Origin of the sequence: Candidatus Pseudomonas phytovorans (genome assembly GCA_029202525.1) — a bacterium.
Taxonomy (GTDB): domain Bacteria; phylum Pseudomonadota; class Gammaproteobacteria; order Pseudomonadales; family Pseudomonadaceae; genus Aquipseudomonas; species Aquipseudomonas phytovorans.
Genome location: CP119325.1, coordinates 3,177,525 through 3,190,528, shown reverse-complemented (window position 1 = coordinate 3,190,528; position 13,004 = coordinate 3,177,525). Strand labels below are relative to the sequence as shown.

The 13,004-nt window shown below is 61.6% G+C and carries 17 protein-coding genes; 5 read left to right on the top strand and 12 right to left on the bottom strand.

What is annotated here, in order from left to right; all coding sequences use genetic code 11:
* Nucleotides 1–4: 4 nt before the first annotated feature.
* From P0Y58_14315 to pstS, 6 genes are all read right to left on the bottom strand, one after another.
* Nucleotides 5–592: a hypothetical protein gene (locus P0Y58_14315; protein WEK28085.1), complete on the bottom strand. Its 588-nt coding sequence runs from the start codon at nucleotides 590–592 to the stop codon at nucleotides 5–7.
* A complete protein-coding gene (locus P0Y58_14310) occupies nucleotides 592–1,290 on the bottom strand; it encodes a hypothetical protein (GenBank protein WEK28084.1) in 699 nt (232 codons plus the stop codon). Before P0Y58_14310 ends, P0Y58_14315 begins: the two co-directional genes overlap by 1 nt.
* A 94-nt stretch (nucleotides 1,291–1,384) precedes the next feature.
* Nucleotides 1,385–2,173 (bottom strand): phosphate ABC transporter ATP-binding protein PstB, encoded by a 789-nt coding sequence (gene pstB / locus P0Y58_14305; GenBank protein WEK28083.1) that lies wholly within the window; start codon nucleotides 2,171–2,173, stop codon nucleotides 1,385–1,387.
* Nucleotides 2,174–2,223: 50 nt separating this feature from the next.
* Nucleotides 2,224–3,117 (bottom strand): phosphate ABC transporter permease PstA, encoded by an 894-nt coding sequence (gene pstA, locus P0Y58_14300; protein WEK28082.1) that lies wholly within the window; start codon nucleotides 3,115–3,117, stop codon nucleotides 2,224–2,226.
* On the bottom strand, nucleotides 3,114–4,082 hold the full coding sequence (gene pstC / locus P0Y58_14295) for a phosphate ABC transporter permease subunit PstC (GenBank protein WEK28081.1): 969 nt from the start codon (nucleotides 4,080–4,082) through the stop codon (nucleotides 3,114–3,116). Before pstC ends, pstA begins: the two co-directional genes overlap by 4 nt.
* A gap of 70 nt (nucleotides 4,083–4,152) precedes the next feature.
* On the bottom strand, nucleotides 4,153–5,184 hold the full coding sequence (gene pstS, locus P0Y58_14290; protein WEK28080.1) for a phosphate ABC transporter substrate-binding protein PstS: 1,032 nt from the start codon (nucleotides 5,182–5,184) through the stop codon (nucleotides 4,153–4,155).
* A 181-nt stretch (nucleotides 5,185–5,365) separates the two neighbouring features.
* On the opposite strand from pstS, the gene ppk2 reads away from it, so the two are divergent.
* Nucleotides 5,366–6,283, top strand: a complete 918-nt coding sequence (ppk2, locus tag P0Y58_14285) for a polyphosphate kinase 2 (protein WEK28079.1) — start codon at nucleotides 5,366–5,368, stop codon at nucleotides 6,281–6,283.
* A gap of 21 nt (nucleotides 6,284–6,304) precedes the next feature.
* On the opposite strand, the gene P0Y58_14280 is transcribed toward ppk2, so the two are convergent.
* The 4 genes from P0Y58_14280 to P0Y58_14265 form a co-directional block, all read right to left on the bottom strand.
* Nucleotides 6,305–6,694, bottom strand: a complete 390-nt coding sequence (locus P0Y58_14280) for an NUDIX domain-containing protein (GenBank protein WEK28078.1) — start codon at nucleotides 6,692–6,694, stop codon at nucleotides 6,305–6,307.
* A 116-nt stretch (nucleotides 6,695–6,810) separates the two neighbouring features.
* Nucleotides 6,811–7,044: a hypothetical protein gene (locus P0Y58_14275; GenBank protein WEK28077.1), complete on the bottom strand. Its 234-nt coding sequence runs from the start codon at nucleotides 7,042–7,044 to the stop codon at nucleotides 6,811–6,813.
* A gap of 72 nt (nucleotides 7,045–7,116) precedes the next feature.
* A complete protein-coding gene (locus P0Y58_14270) occupies nucleotides 7,117–7,542 on the bottom strand; it encodes an MAPEG family protein (protein WEK28076.1) in 426 nt (141 codons plus the stop codon).
* Nucleotides 7,539–7,853: a DUF2834 domain-containing protein gene (locus tag P0Y58_14265; protein WEK28075.1), complete on the bottom strand. Its 315-nt coding sequence runs from the start codon at nucleotides 7,851–7,853 to the stop codon at nucleotides 7,539–7,541. The genes P0Y58_14270 and P0Y58_14265 overlap by 4 nt, the downstream gene beginning before the upstream one ends.
* Nucleotides 7,854–7,960: 107 nt before the next feature.
* Between P0Y58_14265 and P0Y58_14260 the strand changes: the two genes are divergently transcribed.
* A complete protein-coding gene (locus P0Y58_14260) occupies nucleotides 7,961–8,779 on the top strand; it encodes a helix-turn-helix domain-containing protein (GenBank protein WEK28074.1) in 819 nt (272 codons plus the stop codon).
* On the opposite strand, the gene P0Y58_14255 is transcribed toward P0Y58_14260, so the two are convergent.
* Nucleotides 8,769–9,554: a fumarylacetoacetate hydrolase family protein gene (locus tag P0Y58_14255; protein ID WEK28073.1), complete on the bottom strand. Its 786-nt coding sequence runs from the start codon at nucleotides 9,552–9,554 to the stop codon at nucleotides 8,769–8,771. The genes P0Y58_14260 and P0Y58_14255 overlap by 11 nt on opposite strands.
* 449 nt (nucleotides 9,555–10,003) lie before the next feature.
* Between P0Y58_14255 and metI the strand changes: the two genes are divergently transcribed.
* From metI to P0Y58_14240, 3 genes are read left to right on the top strand one after another with little or no spacing between them, the layout of a single operon-like run.
* Complete coding sequence (gene metI, locus P0Y58_14250; GenBank protein ID WEK28072.1) at nucleotides 10,004–10,669, top strand: methionine ABC transporter permease MetI; 666 nt, start codon at nucleotides 10,004–10,006, stop codon at nucleotides 10,667–10,669.
* A 26-nt stretch (nucleotides 10,670–10,695) separates the two neighbouring features.
* On the top strand, nucleotides 10,696–11,466 hold the full coding sequence (locus P0Y58_14245) for a MetQ/NlpA family ABC transporter substrate-binding protein (GenBank protein WEK28071.1): 771 nt from the start codon (nucleotides 10,696–10,698) through the stop codon (nucleotides 11,464–11,466).
* 41 nt (nucleotides 11,467–11,507) lie between these two features.
* Nucleotides 11,508–12,521, top strand: a complete 1,014-nt coding sequence (locus P0Y58_14240) for a methionine ABC transporter ATP-binding protein (GenBank protein ID WEK28070.1) — start codon at nucleotides 11,508–11,510, stop codon at nucleotides 12,519–12,521.
* Nucleotides 12,522–12,533: 12 nt separating this feature from the next.
* Here P0Y58_14240 and P0Y58_14235 read toward each other — a convergent pair whose 3' ends face one another.
* On the bottom strand, nucleotides 12,534–12,998 hold the full coding sequence (locus tag P0Y58_14235) for an Lrp/AsnC family transcriptional regulator (protein ID WEK28069.1): 465 nt from the start codon (nucleotides 12,996–12,998) through the stop codon (nucleotides 12,534–12,536).
* Between the last annotated feature and the right edge of the window lie 6 nt (nucleotides 12,999–13,004).

The window sequence follows — 13,004 nt, the reverse complement described above, 5'->3', positions numbered from 1 at the left end:
TTCTTCAGGAAGCAAGTGCCTGGGAAGGCATCTCATACCGGTGCGGTTGTTGCCAGGCCAGACGGGCCTGCACGTCGACCGCCGCGTCCTTCACCTTCTGTGCCCAGTTTTGGTCTTTCGGGCATACCACCACCACGCTAAAACCATGGTCGACGCCTTCCAGCCGCACACCTTCGGAATCATCCACATGCAGGTCGATATCAAAGGCCGACGGCAGCTTGGATGGCGAGTTCTCCAGCCCGTTCTGGGCCAGGATATGTTGGTGCCGGTCACTGTTGACCACGCCATCGACATGGATGCCGTAAAGCATCAGCCAGCGGCGGATGTACGCCGGGGTGCGCCCCGACGAGGTATAGATCCAGATGCTGCAGCCCTGGCGGCGCAGATCGCGGATCAGCTCGCGTGTGCCGCTGCGCAGCGGCTCGCCCAACCAGCGATGGACGAAGCCCGGCAGCTTGCTGTCCTCGGCGGCGGCATGCTCGGGCTGGCAGGCCAGCGTGTCGTCGATATCGAACGAAATGCGTACCTGCCCACGGTTGAGCTTGCGCTCGATGGCCTGCCGCCCGCGTACAAACATGGATGACCGTTGCATCAGCGGCGCCCCTCACAGACAGGTACGGGCGTGCCGCTCAGGAAGAACTTTCCGGGCTCAGGCGCCTTCTCTTCAAGGAAAGCGGCGTACTTCTTCTTGATCTTGGGTAATTCGTACAATGCCTTCACACCGTGTTTAGCGGAGTTGCGAATGACCGAGGACGGGTTGAAGTAACCCTCGGCGTTGTCCAGCGACAGCACGAATGGCGGTAACCCGGCACGCATCAGCAAGTAACTGACGATGAGCGAACCTGTGCGGTTGTTGCCTTCGATGAACAACTGCGGCTTGCTGAGGATACGTACATAAACACCGGCTGCCCGCTTCCAGACCGAATCGCTGCGGTACGAGCAGTACCAGTTGTACAAGTCCTTGATGCCACCTTCGACGTTGTTGAAAAAGTGCGCCTCGGTTGCAGCGAGGTGCGGGGCATATTCCAGGCGGCGGGCCGGGTCGCTGCCGCACAGCACGGTGGCATTGATTTCCAGCATCAGGTTCAGCTGCTGCAGGTCGAACAGGTCGATACCGCGAGCGACATAGTCGTCAATCAGCGCATAGCCTTCAAGCACGTTCAGCAGCACCTCGTCGGTAAACGGGTCCCGCGGTTCGGTGAAATGCCGGCTGAGCTCGGCAAAGCGGCCCTGCACCTCGCGCAATGCGCGCTCTACCGCTGAAAGATCAAGACGACGCATTGCTCGCATTGGAAATCCCGGGTAACACTTTAACGGAAGGTAACGCGGCCGGGTGCTGCAACCTCCCTGGCTGCAACACCCGGCCACCTTGGGCAAGCCTGGCTCAGCTGAACTTGCCGCTGATGTAGTCGCTGGTCAGCTGTTCGCGCGGGTTCTGGAAGATCTGCGCCGTAGGGCCCATCTCGACCAGGTAACCGGTGCGGCTGCCCTGGGAAATATCGACCGAGAAGAACGCCGTGGTGTCGGCCACACGAATCGCCTGCTGCATGTTGTGGGTTACCAGGGCGATGGTGTAGTCCTTCTTCAGCTCGACCATCAGCTCTTCCACACGGCGGGTGGCGATCGGGTCAAGTGCCGAGCATGGCTCGTCCAGCAGCAGTACTTCAGGCTCGGTGGCAATGGCACGGGCAATGCACAGGCGCTGCTGCTGGCCACCGGACAGCGACAGGCCGCTGACCTTGAGCTTGTCCTTGACTTCGTCCCACAGCGCGGCACCTTGCAAGGCGTGCTTCACGCGGTCACCGAGGTCGCCCTTGTAGCGGTTCAGGCGCAGGCCGAAGGCGACGTTGTCGAAGATGCTCATGGAGAACGGGTTGGGCTGCTGGAACACCATGCCGATGTAGCGGCGCACCACTACCGGGTCAACGCCCTTGCCGTAGACATCCTGGCCGAGGAAATGCACATGGCCTTCGAAACGGAAGCCCTTCACCAGGTCGTTCATGCGGTTGAGGCTACGCAGCACGGTACTCTTGCCGCAGCCCGATGGCCCGATGAAGCCGGTGATCTCGTTCTTGCGGATCGGCACATGGCTGTCACGCACGGCCATGAAGTTGCCGTAGAAAATCTTGTCCAGCTTGCAGTCCATGACGATCGGGGTAGCTTCACTGACCATGGGAGCGGCTCTTTGCGCAGTGGATACGTTCAAGTTGGATGCTCCCTTTCTCAATACTTGGGCTTGCCGAAGACTCGGCTCAGAATGTTGATTACCAGCACGATCATTACCAGCACCAGCGATGCCGCCCAGGCGAGCTCAAGCTGGTTGTCGAATGGCATACCGGAGAAGTTGTAAATCAGTACGGCGAGCGAAGCCGTAGGGTTCATGACCGCCAGGCTGCCGTCATGGTAGATCCAGTAGTTGCTGAACAGCGCGGTGAACAGCAGTGGCGCGGTTTCGCCAGCGGCGCGGGCCACGGCCAGCATCACGCCGGTGAGGATGGCCGGCAGGCCGGTGGGCAGCACGATCTTCCAGATCACCTGGGCACGGGTGCAGCCCATGCCGTAGGCGGCGTCCTTCATGATCTTGGGCACCATCTTCATCGACTCTTCAGCGGTGAGCACCACGATCGGCAGCATCAGTACTGCCAGGGCCACACCGCCAGCCGGCGCCGAGTAGGTGCCGGTGGTCATCACCACCAGGGCGTAGGCAAACACCCCGGCCAGGATCGACGGCAGGCCGGTGAGCATCTTGGCGGCAAAACGTGCGGCGTTGGCCAGTTTGCTGTCTGGGCCAAGTTCAGCCAGGAACACCGCAGCCATAATGCCGACCGGTACCGCGATGGCGGCGGCAATGCCGACCATGACGAAGGTACCGGCCATGGCGTTACCAAAACCGCCACCCATCTCGAAGCCGGTCGGCGGCAGCTCGGTGAACACTTCCAGGCTAAGGCGTGCACCGCCACGGGTGATCAGCATGTACAGCACGGAAATCAGCGGCACGCTGGCCACCAGTGCCGCAAACCATGCCAGGGAGGTCAACACCACGCTGCGCAGGGCGCGGCCTTCCAGCTTGCGTTGCAGGCTGGGCAACGCGGCTACAGGGGTCGTCAGGTCAGTCATTGTTTGTTACCCCGCTGGGCGTAGAGCATGATCATCGAGCCGAGCACGTTCACCAGCAGGGTGATGAACATCAGTACCAGTGCCGCGTACATCAGCACTTCGATCTCGTTCGGGCCGGCCTCCGGGAAGTTCAGCGCCAGCAGCGCCGCCAGGGTGTTGGCCGGGGCGAACAGGGAAAGCGAAATGGTGTTGGCGTTGCCGACCAGCATGGCCAGCGCCATGGTTTCACCGAGCGCACGGCCCAGGCCCAGCACCAGCGAACCAAAGATGCCGGTAGCAGCGGATGGCACCATCACCTTGAGGATGGCCTCCCAGTGGGTAGTACCCATGCCGTAGGCAGCCTGCTTGGTTTTCATCGGTACGCTGGTCAGCGCATCCTGGGAAACGGCGGCAATGGTCGGCAGGATCATGATCGCCAGTACCAATGCAGCAGGCAGCAGGCCAGGCCCGCTCAGGGAAGTGCCGAAAAACGGGATCCAGCCCAGCTCGCTGTTCAGCCAGGCGGTCAGCGGGCGAATCGCCGGGATGACCACATAGATGCCCCACAGGCCGTAGACCACGCTGGGGATGGCGGCGAGCAGTTCGACGATGGTGCGAAACACCGCAGCGAGCTTGGCCGGAAGGAAATCCTGGGTGAGGAAAATGGCCATGCTGACGCCGAAGAAACCGGCAATCAACAGGGCGATGAATGCACTGTAAAGCGTGCCCCAGATCGCTGGCAGAATACCGTACTTGCCTTGGTTGACGTCCCAGACGCTACCGAATATCACGTCAAAGCCGTGCTTCTCGATGCCGGGCAGTGCCTTGCGGCCCACTTCGTAGACCAGCGCAAAAACCAGCGCCAGCACCAGCACCACACCGATGCGTGCGAGCGCACGGAAGGTGCGATCGACCAGGAAGTCTTTCGTAGACGGTGGCTGGCACGCGGAATCGGGGTTATCCGGTATGGCAAAGGGTGTGTTCATGGGCGAGTTCCGGGACTAGGGACAAACACCCCCGGTATGGCTTCATGCCAATACCGGGAGCGCCTGAGTATTACTGGATGTTGGCAGACGCTTTGCGCACCTGGTCGACAACCGACGGTGGCAGCGGGATGTAACCCATCGAGTCGGCGATCTTCTGGCCTTGGGTCAGGCCGTACTCGACCATCTCACGCATGGCCTTGGCTTTTTCCGGGTTGCCGTTGTCCTTGCGGAAGATCATCCAGGTGTAGGAAGTGATCGGGTAGGACTTGGCACCTTCCGGGTCCGGCAGGGTGGCAACCAGATTTTCCGGCATCTTCACCGCCGCCAGTGCTTCGGCACCGCTTTCGGCGGTAGGCACGACGTATTGGCCAGCCTTGTTCTCCAGCTCGGCGAAGTCGACCTTGGCCAGCTTGGCGAAGCCGTACTCGATGTAGCCGATGGCGCCTGGGGTCTGGCGAACGGTGGCGGTCACGCCGTCGTTTTTCGGCGACTTGATGAACTTGTCGGTGGCCGGCCAGTTGACGGTGTTGCCTTCACCCAGCTCTTTCTTGAAGTCGGCGTTGATGGCCGACAGGTGCTTGGTGAATACGGCGTTGGTGCCGCTGGAGTCAGCACGAACGACCACGGTGATCGGCAGTTCAGGCAGTTTCATGCCTGGGTTGGCCTTGGCGATCTGTGGGTCGTTCCACTTGGTGATCTTGCCGAGGAAGATGTTGGAGTACACGTCGCGCGGCAGCTTCAGGCCCTTTGGGTTGCCTGGCAGGTTGTAGGCCAGGACGATTTCACCGGCGGTCATTGGCAGCAGCTGTACGCCTTCGGCGACCTTGGCGATGTCTGCTTCGCTCATGGCCGAGTCGCTGGCGGCGAAGTCGACGGTCTTGTTCAGGAAGTCCTGAACGCCAGCGCCGCTACCCTTGGACTGGTAGTCAACGGTAACGCCAGCAGTGTTCTTGCTGAAGTCCTTGAACCAGGTCAGGTAGATGGGTGCCGGGAAGCTCGCGCCGGAACCGGTCAGGCGAACGTTTTCCGCGGCGAAGGCCCCGGAAGTGGCGCAAAGCGAAACGGCAACGGCGAGTGCAGCAGACTTCATCAGGCGAATCATCGAAAAGCGCTCCTTGTGATGGCCGGCACACTTTGCATCAGCTGTGTTACAGCTTTGTGACTATTGAATGGCACCCCCCGTGGTAGAGCTTTTTGCGGGTGCCCTGAGGCAGGTTGATGTCATGCGCTGGTAACCGAAGGCGGCTATCACTTGGCCACCCCCGCCGACGTGAGCCTTTGCCATGACCGCTACAGAACACGCCCTGATGAGGCGCATCCACCGTGAACTGCTCGACCACAGCGACGAAGAAGTGGAGCTGGAACTGGCCGAAGACGGCCATGACCTGAATGCACTGTTCGACGAACATGTCGAGGACGGCAGCGAAAAGGCCGCACGCAGGACCTATTTCCGTGAACTGTTCCGCCTGCAAGGCGAACTGGTAAAGCTGCAAAGCTGGGTGGTCAAGACGGGCCACAAAGTGGTGATCCTGTTCGAGGGCCGTGACGCTGCCGGCAAAGGCGGCGTGATCAAGCGCATCACGCAGCGCCTGAACCCCAGGGTGTGCCGGGTTGCCGCCCTGCCCGCCCCGAATGACCGCGAACGCACCCAGTGGTACTTCCAGCGTTACGTTTCACATTTGCCGGCAGCCGGCGAGATCGTGCTGTTCGACCGCAGCTGGTACAACCGCGCCGGCGTGGAAAAGGTCATGGGCTTTTGCAACGACGACCAGTACGAGGAGTTTTTCCGTACTGTGCCGGAGTTCGAGCGCATGCTGGCGCGCTCGGGCATTCAGCTGATCAAGTACTGGTTCTCGATTTCCGACCAGGAGCAGCACCTGCGCTTTCTCAGCCGCGTGCACGACCCGCTCAAGCAATGGAAGCTCAGCCCCATGGACCTGGAGTCGCGTCGGCGTTGGGAGGCCTATACCAAGGCCAAGGAAATCATGCTGGAGCGCACCCATATTGCCGAGGCGCCCTGGTGGGTGGTGCAGGCCGACGACAAGAAGAAGGCCAGGCTCAACTGTATCCACCATCTGCTTGGGCAAATGCCTTATGAAGAGGTGGAAGTGCCGATGATCGAGCTGCCGCAACGGGTCAGGAAGGAAGACTACATCCGCAACCCGACGCCGATGCAAATCATAGTGCCGCAGGTTTATTGATACCTGCTCTGGGCGCTGTGGTCATGCACAGCGCCGGAGCAAGGTCTTGATCGGGCGCCTCACCCGGCGCTTGGCCACCTGCCGTGGCTTGATCCAGCGGCAAGCGTCGATTTCGTTCAAGGGGCGCGGTTTGTCTGCTGCTTTACGGGCTTCAAAAAGGTAATGAATGACCCGTTCCTCGCGGTACTCACTCACAAAGCGCAGCTCATCGAAGGCCAGGCCTGTTTCTTCTGCCATCTCTCGCCGCGCCGCCTGCAGCGGCGTTTCATCCGGCTCTACCCTGCCGCCCGGCAGGTTCCACTTGGCGTTGCGCTTGCGCACGAACAGAACCTGGCCGTCCTTGCGGTAAATCACCGTGGCACGCAGCTTGATGCCTTTGCGCCTGGCTGTAGCGCTGTCCATTGCCTTCATGCGTCATCCCGGTTCGACTAGCTGGACTGGAGCCTGCAATGGCGCCTGCCTCAACCCTAAAGGCTCAATGTGTCGATTGGATGACCGCTGACAGCGCGCTGCGTATTTCGCAGCTCTCAACCATTGCCTGCAATACCCGCTTCGCCAGCATCCCGGCAACTGTTGCGCGATGCACATTGGTATTCAGCTTCTGCACGGGTCGGGTAATTGAGGCTCAGGCGCAACTTTTCCTGGGTGTCGTAAATGTCATAGCCCGCCACCAGCTCGGCGGGAAAGCCAAGACGGCGAGGATAGATTTCTTTCTTCAGCGGCACAGCAGGGATCACAACGAAGCGCGTCTGCATGACCATCCCTCTTCGGCAGTGCTTAAGTATTAGTACCGTTAAGAGAAAGCATCAAGATGACTCATGCAATATTTTGGTTCAGCCGGCAATTCGCGCCGTGACAAGTGCGCAAAAGCCCAACAGGCAAATAACCCCGATGCCATAGAACACCGTTCTCCATGGCTGCATGCACCGCAGATAGGCCAGCGTATGCAGGACCCTGGCGAGGGTGAACGCAACGCTCAGCAATTGGGTTGGCTGCACAGCTGCTTCCAGGGCAATCGCCAGCCCGCCGAGGGCAAAGAACGCTGGAATATTTTCCAGGTCGTTGGTCCATGCCTTGGCAGCACGCAACACCTGCGGTCGCTCCACGGCCTGGGCAGCGCGGTTGAACACCGCTGCATCCTCTGGGTTGGTGAAGGCCAGTAAGCGCAAGCGGTAACAGCCCTGATAACAGGAGATCAGTAACATCTTCAGGAACAGCACAACCACGCACAGCGCGTACACCTGCAAAGCACTGCTCATGGCCGATTCCCTCCGGCAGGACCTCGGTTCACCAGGTACAGTAACGGCCCCAGCGAGATGAACACGGCTGTCAGCAGCAGGTATGGCAGCACCGAGATCCCTGCACGTCCTCGCATCCGGTTGTCCGCTACCATCCAGACGCAGGCCAGCCCTGCCATCAGGTACAGATCGATGACCACCTGTGCGGTGTCAGGCCGGGACATCAGTTGTAGCCCGAACGCTAGCAGCGACTGCTCGGCAATCAGCATCGTCCAGCCGGTATACAACGAAAACAGCACCAGCAACGCCAGCGCGCAGATACGCAAGCCCATCATTATGTCCTCGGTAGGGTTTGCCGGCACAGTAGTGATAGGGTTGCCTGCGCTCAATGACCTGTAAGGTCATGGACACTGCAATCAAGGACGATCAGGATCAACGCATGAGTCATCAGCTGTTCCATCGCAAAAGCCCTGCGCCGGACACATCGGCAGGCCAGCATCTACGCCACTTGCGCCAGCAGGCCGGCCTCAGCCAGCTAGCGCTTTCGCTATTGGCTGGCGTATCGCAGCGCCACCTGAGCTGCCTGGAAACCGGGCGCGCCAAAGCCAGCCCTGGCACCTTGCATGCCCTGCTTTCGGCCCTTGGCGTACCGCTGGAGCACTGCAACGAAGTGTTCATCGCCGCCGGGTACGCGCCCCGCTATGCGGCCTCGCCGCTGGACGCGCCTGAAATGGCGTTGGTGCATGCCGCCATCGAGCACATCCTGCAGGCGAACAACCCTGCACCTGCAATCGTCATCGACAGCAACTGGGAGGTCATCGCGGCCAATACCAGTACCGGGCTGCTGCTGGGGATGGTGGGCATTGCCACCCAGGCGGCGCCTGGCCTCAACCTTCTGGATACGCTGCTCCGCCCTGGCGGCCTGGGCGATCACCTGGCCAATGCGCAGGAGATTCGTGCCGTTGCCTGGCAACGTGCATCCAGGGAGGCCGTGGGCAACCCGACGCTGGCAGAGCGCTTGCGCAACCTTCCAGCCCCGGCCAACCCACAACAGGCAGCAGGTATCGCGCCCGTGTTGCTGACCCGCGTGAGCACCCCCTGTGGCGAGATGAAGTTCCTGTCGACCTTCACCACCTTCGGAATGCCGCTGGATATCACGGTGGAATCACTGCGGATCGAGCACCTGATCCCCGCCGACCCACAAACCCGGCAGAGGATGGAGGCGGCGCATGATCAATGGTCGGCGGTTACAACGTGAACGACAGCACTTGGCCAAGGAACCTGGCGCTAACCTGATGGCCTGTTTCATACAGGTCGAACGGCTGGCACATGGCCCCCGTGGTCACCACATCGCCTGCCTTCAAGGTCTGGCCCCGGTCGGCCGCATGGGCATAAAGGTGGGCCAGCGACACCAGCGGGTCGGTCGCTGCATCGCCAGACAACCCACGCGCCCGTAATTCACCGTCTACGTACACTTCGGTGGTCTCGGCCAAGTCGGCCAGCAATGGCACATCGATGCCTGCCCCGAGGCTGTTGCCCACGACCAGGGCTTCGAAGCCCACGTTGTCCGCCACGAAGCTTGGCCAGCCGACGCTCTTGCGGTCGACGAAGCGTGAGCGCACCACTTCGAACGTGACGCAGGTAGCGCGGATATCTTCGCTGACCGGCACCCGCCCCACTTGCGGGGGGATATCCCGGTCAAGCACGAAAGCAATCTCGCATTCGATGGTCACAGGTGTCACGGCCGGCAGCTCGATGTGCACGCCATCAGCGTGGCAGCGCTTTGCCTCCAGTTGGCCAACCAGCGGCCGGTCCAGATTGGCCGCACGCATCCCTGCGGGGCTGCCGACACCCAGCTTCCACCCTGCGCGCTGGCCAGCGGCGGCGGCGAACAACTGGTCCTGGTTGTCATAGCCTTGTTTCAACGTCTCGGGCCTGAGGCTGGCAGGCAGTTCGGTCAGCAGGTCACCGCTGCGCCAATGCTGCAGCAACAAGGCAGCGGTGCGTTGGGGTACGAAGAGCGAGCTGTTCATCAAGACCTCATGGAAATGGGCGATGCCGGGCAACAGATGCTAGGGCCTGATAATGATAAGGATAAATATATTGTCATGATGCCTGGCATAACAAAACGTGATGAAAAGCCTTCGCGAAGCAGACGCGCTCAGACAGGGGCTGCTGTTGCGGCGCCGACAGCACAGCAACAGTTGGCGGTGTTTTCAGGCAGAAGTAGCCCGACCCAGGCATCTAAAAGCCTGATTCCATTGAACTAAAACGTTGGCACAGCAGCTGCATTGCAAGGTCATTCGCCTGCATTCGAGCTGCTCATGCCTGACCTGAACCAATCTGCCTCTTACGAAATCCGCTTACCTGCGGCCCACATCATTCGCGACGCCGCCGAAGGTGCGCTGGAACCACCTGTTCGGCAACTGGGCACTGAACGGCATCAAGCCACGGCGCCACGACTGGAACTGAGGCCACGCCAATGAACGATCTGCTGGCCAACGTCGACTGGGCGGAGATTGCCCAGGCCTGCCTGGAAACGCTGAGCATGCTCGGCGCCGCACTGGGCTTTACCGTGCTGCTCGGCCTGCCCCTGGGCGTGCTGCTTTACCTCACCGGGCAGCGCCAGTTGCTGGCGCACGGCCCGCTGTACCGAACCCTGTCGGTGGTAGTCAACGTGCTGCGTTCGCTGCCGTTCATCATCCTGCTGATCGTGCTGATTCCGCTCACTACCCTGCTGACCGGCACCTCGCTGGGGGTCAAGGGCACCATTCCGCCGCTGGTGGTCGGCTGCACGCCGTTCTTCGCGCGGTTGGTGGAAACCGCCCTGCGCGAGGTGGACCGCGGCCTGGTCGAGGCCAGCCAGGCCATGGGCGGCAGCATCGCGCAGATCATCCGCTACACCCTGCTGCCTGAAGCACGCACCGGGCTGATCGCGGCGGTCACCGTCACCGCCATCGTGCTGGTCGACTACACCGCCATGGCCGGGGTGATCGGCGGCGGCGGCCTGGGCGACCTGGCGATCCGCTTCGGCTACCAACGTTTCCAGACCGATGTGATGGTGGTCACCGTGCTGCTGCTGATCCTGCTGGTGCAGGCCCTGCAGATGAGCGGTGACCGCCTGGTAAGACATTTCACCCGCCGCTGAGCCCCTATACATCTCAGGTACCGATCATGAAAAAGACCCTCACCGCCCTCGCCGCTTTCCTCGCCTTCAGTGCCCAGGCCGCCGAACATCTGGTGGTCGGCGCCACGCCGGTGCCGCACGCGGAAATCCTCGAATTCGTCAAACCGGCCCTGGCCAAGCAGGGGGTCGACCTGGACATCAAGGTGTTCAACGACTTCATCCAGCCCAACCTGCAGCTGGCGCAAAAGAACCTGGACGCCAACTATTACCAATACCGGCCGTTCCTCAACGACTTCAACAAGACCCGCCACACCGACCTGGTGCCGGTGGTGGGCGTACACATCGAACCGTTCGGCGCCTACTCGGCAAAGTACAAGAACCTGGCAGAACTGCCCGACGGCGCCAGCGTCGCCATCCCCAACGACCCGGTCAACACGGGCCGTGCGTTGGTACTGCTGGCCGAGGCCGGGCTACTAAAGCTGAAGGACCCGGCCAACCCGCAATCCACCCAACGCGACATCACCGACAACCCTCGCCACCTGAAAATCCGCGAGCTGGAGGGCGCCATGCTGGCGCGATCGGTGAAACAGGTCGACCTCGCCTTTGTCTTCGCCAACTACGCCCTGGAGGCTGGCATCGATACCAACAGCGCGCTGATCGTGGAAAAAGGCAAGGACCTGTACGTGGAGTACCTGGTCGCCCGCCCGGACAACCTGCAGGACCCGGGTATCCAGAAGCTGGCCCAGGCACTCAACTCGCCTGAAGTGCGCAACTTCATCCTGACCCGCTACAAAGGCCAGATAGCCCCTGGTTTCTGACCCCTGCAGCCCTCTGGTGACAGAGGGCATGGAACCCGAACATGAGCCGTTACCAGCAGCAAATCCAGCCAGCCGATGCGCAACTGTGCCTGCGCGGCATCCACAAACACTACGGCGCGGTCAGTGCGCTCGACAACATCGACCTGCAGGTACGCCGTGGCGAGGTGTTCGGCATCATCGGCCGAAGCGGTGCGGGCAAGTCCTCGCTGCTGCGCCTGCTCAACCGCCTGGAAGCACCCAGCGCCGGCCAGGTACTGATCGACGGCCAGGACATTGCAGGGCTGCAGGGCAAGCCCCTGCACGCGCTACGGCGCAAGGTGGCGATGATCTTTCAGCACTTCAACCTGCTGGCCAACAGCACGGTGGCCGAAAACATCGAGCTGCCGATGCGCATGGCCGGGGTGCCGCCACAACAGCGCAGCGCCCGTGTGAACGAACTGTTGCACCTGGTGGGCCTGACCGGCCGAGGCGGTGCTTATCCCGCACAACTGTCCGGTGGCCAGAAGCAGCGGGTCGGCATTGCCCGCGCGCTGGTGCTGGAGCCACAGATTCTGCTGTGCGACGAAGCCACGTCTGCGCTGGACCCGGAAAGCACCCAAGCGATCCTCGACCTGCTGCGCAGTATCAACCAGCGCCTGGGCCTGACCATCGTCTTGATCACCCACGAAATGCAGGTAATCCGCGACCTGTGCGACCGTGTAGCGGTACTGGAACAAGGCCGTATCGTCGAAACCGGCGCGGTGTGGGAAGTGTTCGGTGACCCCCGGCACGCCGTCAGCCGCATTCTGCTCAGCGAGGCCACGCCGGCAACACAAGCCCGAACTGTCGGCAAGCGCTACCTCGACCTGCACTACACCGGCGGCAAAGGGCTCAAGCCCGACCTGGCCGCCATCGGTGCCGCGCTGGGCGATGGGGTGAGCCTGTTCTCGGGCTCGATCGCGCCGATCCAAGGGCGGTTTCTTGGGCAATTGCGCCTGGCCATTGCCAGCGCGGCGCCGGATGACGAACTGCTGCGACAGGCCAGGCTGCTGGCAGACCGCGCCGAGTGGGCCTGAATCAAGGCGCGATTACACCGGCAGCTCGGTGGTCAGCTTGATCTTTTCCATCGGCACTTCGGTCTTCACGTTCTGCACCACGCTCAGGCTGGTCAGGTGCTTGATCTGGAAGCGCCGATAGGCTTCCAGGTCTGCCGCCACCACCCGCAACAGCAAGTCGCAATCGCCCGCCATCACATGGCACTCCACTACCTCGGGCAGCTGGCGCACGGCCTCGACAAACTCGTCGGTGGTTTCCTGGTCCTGGCGCTTCAGCCACACCCGCACGAACAGGGTCAGGCCCAGCGCGACCTTGGCCGGGTCCAGCAACGCCACATAGCGTTCAATCACCCCGGCTTCCTCCAGCAGACGCACCCGTCGCAGGCACGGCGATGCAGACAACCCCACCTGCTTGGCCAGCTCCTGGTTCTGCAACCTGCCGTCGCGCTGTAGCGCCCGCAGGATCCGCCGGTCGATGGCATCGAGCTTGATTGGCATTTACAT

Bases quoted from the DNA above. Each gene is read 5' to 3' on its own strand.
- P0Y58_14315 (WEK28085.1), bottom strand. From the start codon at position 592: ATGCAACGGTCATCCATGTTTGTACGCGGGCGGCAGGCCATCGAGCGC.
- P0Y58_14310 (WEK28084.1), bottom strand. From the start codon at position 1,290: ATGCGAGCAATGCGTCGTCTTGATCTTTCAGCGGTAGAGCGCGCATTG.
- pstB (WEK28083.1), bottom strand. From the start codon at position 2,173: ATGGTCAGTGAAGCTACCCCGATCGTCATGGACTGCAAGCTGGACAAG.
- pstA (WEK28082.1), bottom strand. From the start codon at position 3,117: ATGACTGACCTGACGACCCCTGTAGCCGCGTTGCCCAGCCTGCAACGC.
- pstC (WEK28081.1), bottom strand. From the start codon at position 4,082: ATGAACACACCCTTTGCCATACCGGATAACCCCGATTCCGCGTGCCAG.
- pstS (WEK28080.1), bottom strand. From the start codon at position 5,184: ATGATTCGCCTGATGAAGTCTGCTGCACTCGCCGTTGCCGTTTCGCTT.
- ppk2 (WEK28079.1), top strand. From the start codon at position 5,366: ATGACCGCTACAGAACACGCCCTGATGAGGCGCATCCACCGTGAACTG.
- P0Y58_14280 (WEK28078.1), bottom strand. From the start codon at position 6,694: ATGAAGGCAATGGACAGCGCTACAGCCAGGCGCAAAGGCATCAAGCTG.
- P0Y58_14275 (WEK28077.1), bottom strand. From the start codon at position 7,044: ATGGTCATGCAGACGCGCTTCGTTGTGATCCCTGCTGTGCCGCTGAAG.
- P0Y58_14270 (WEK28076.1), bottom strand. From the start codon at position 7,542: ATGAGCAGTGCTTTGCAGGTGTACGCGCTGTGCGTGGTTGTGCTGTTC.
- P0Y58_14265 (WEK28075.1), bottom strand. From the start codon at position 7,853: ATGGGCTTGCGTATCTGCGCGCTGGCGTTGCTGGTGCTGTTTTCGTTG.
- P0Y58_14260 (WEK28074.1), top strand. From the start codon at position 7,961: ATGAGTCATCAGCTGTTCCATCGCAAAAGCCCTGCGCCGGACACATCG.
- P0Y58_14255 (WEK28073.1), bottom strand. From the start codon at position 9,554: ATGAACAGCTCGCTCTTCGTACCCCAACGCACCGCTGCCTTGTTGCTG.
- metI (WEK28072.1), top strand. From the start codon at position 10,004: ATGAACGATCTGCTGGCCAACGTCGACTGGGCGGAGATTGCCCAGGCC.
- P0Y58_14245 (WEK28071.1), top strand. From the start codon at position 10,696: ATGAAAAAGACCCTCACCGCCCTCGCCGCTTTCCTCGCCTTCAGTGCC.
- P0Y58_14240 (WEK28070.1), top strand. From the start codon at position 11,508: ATGAGCCGTTACCAGCAGCAAATCCAGCCAGCCGATGCGCAACTGTGC.
- P0Y58_14235 (WEK28069.1), bottom strand. From the start codon at position 12,998: ATGCCAATCAAGCTCGATGCCATCGACCGGCGGATCCTGCGGGCGCTA.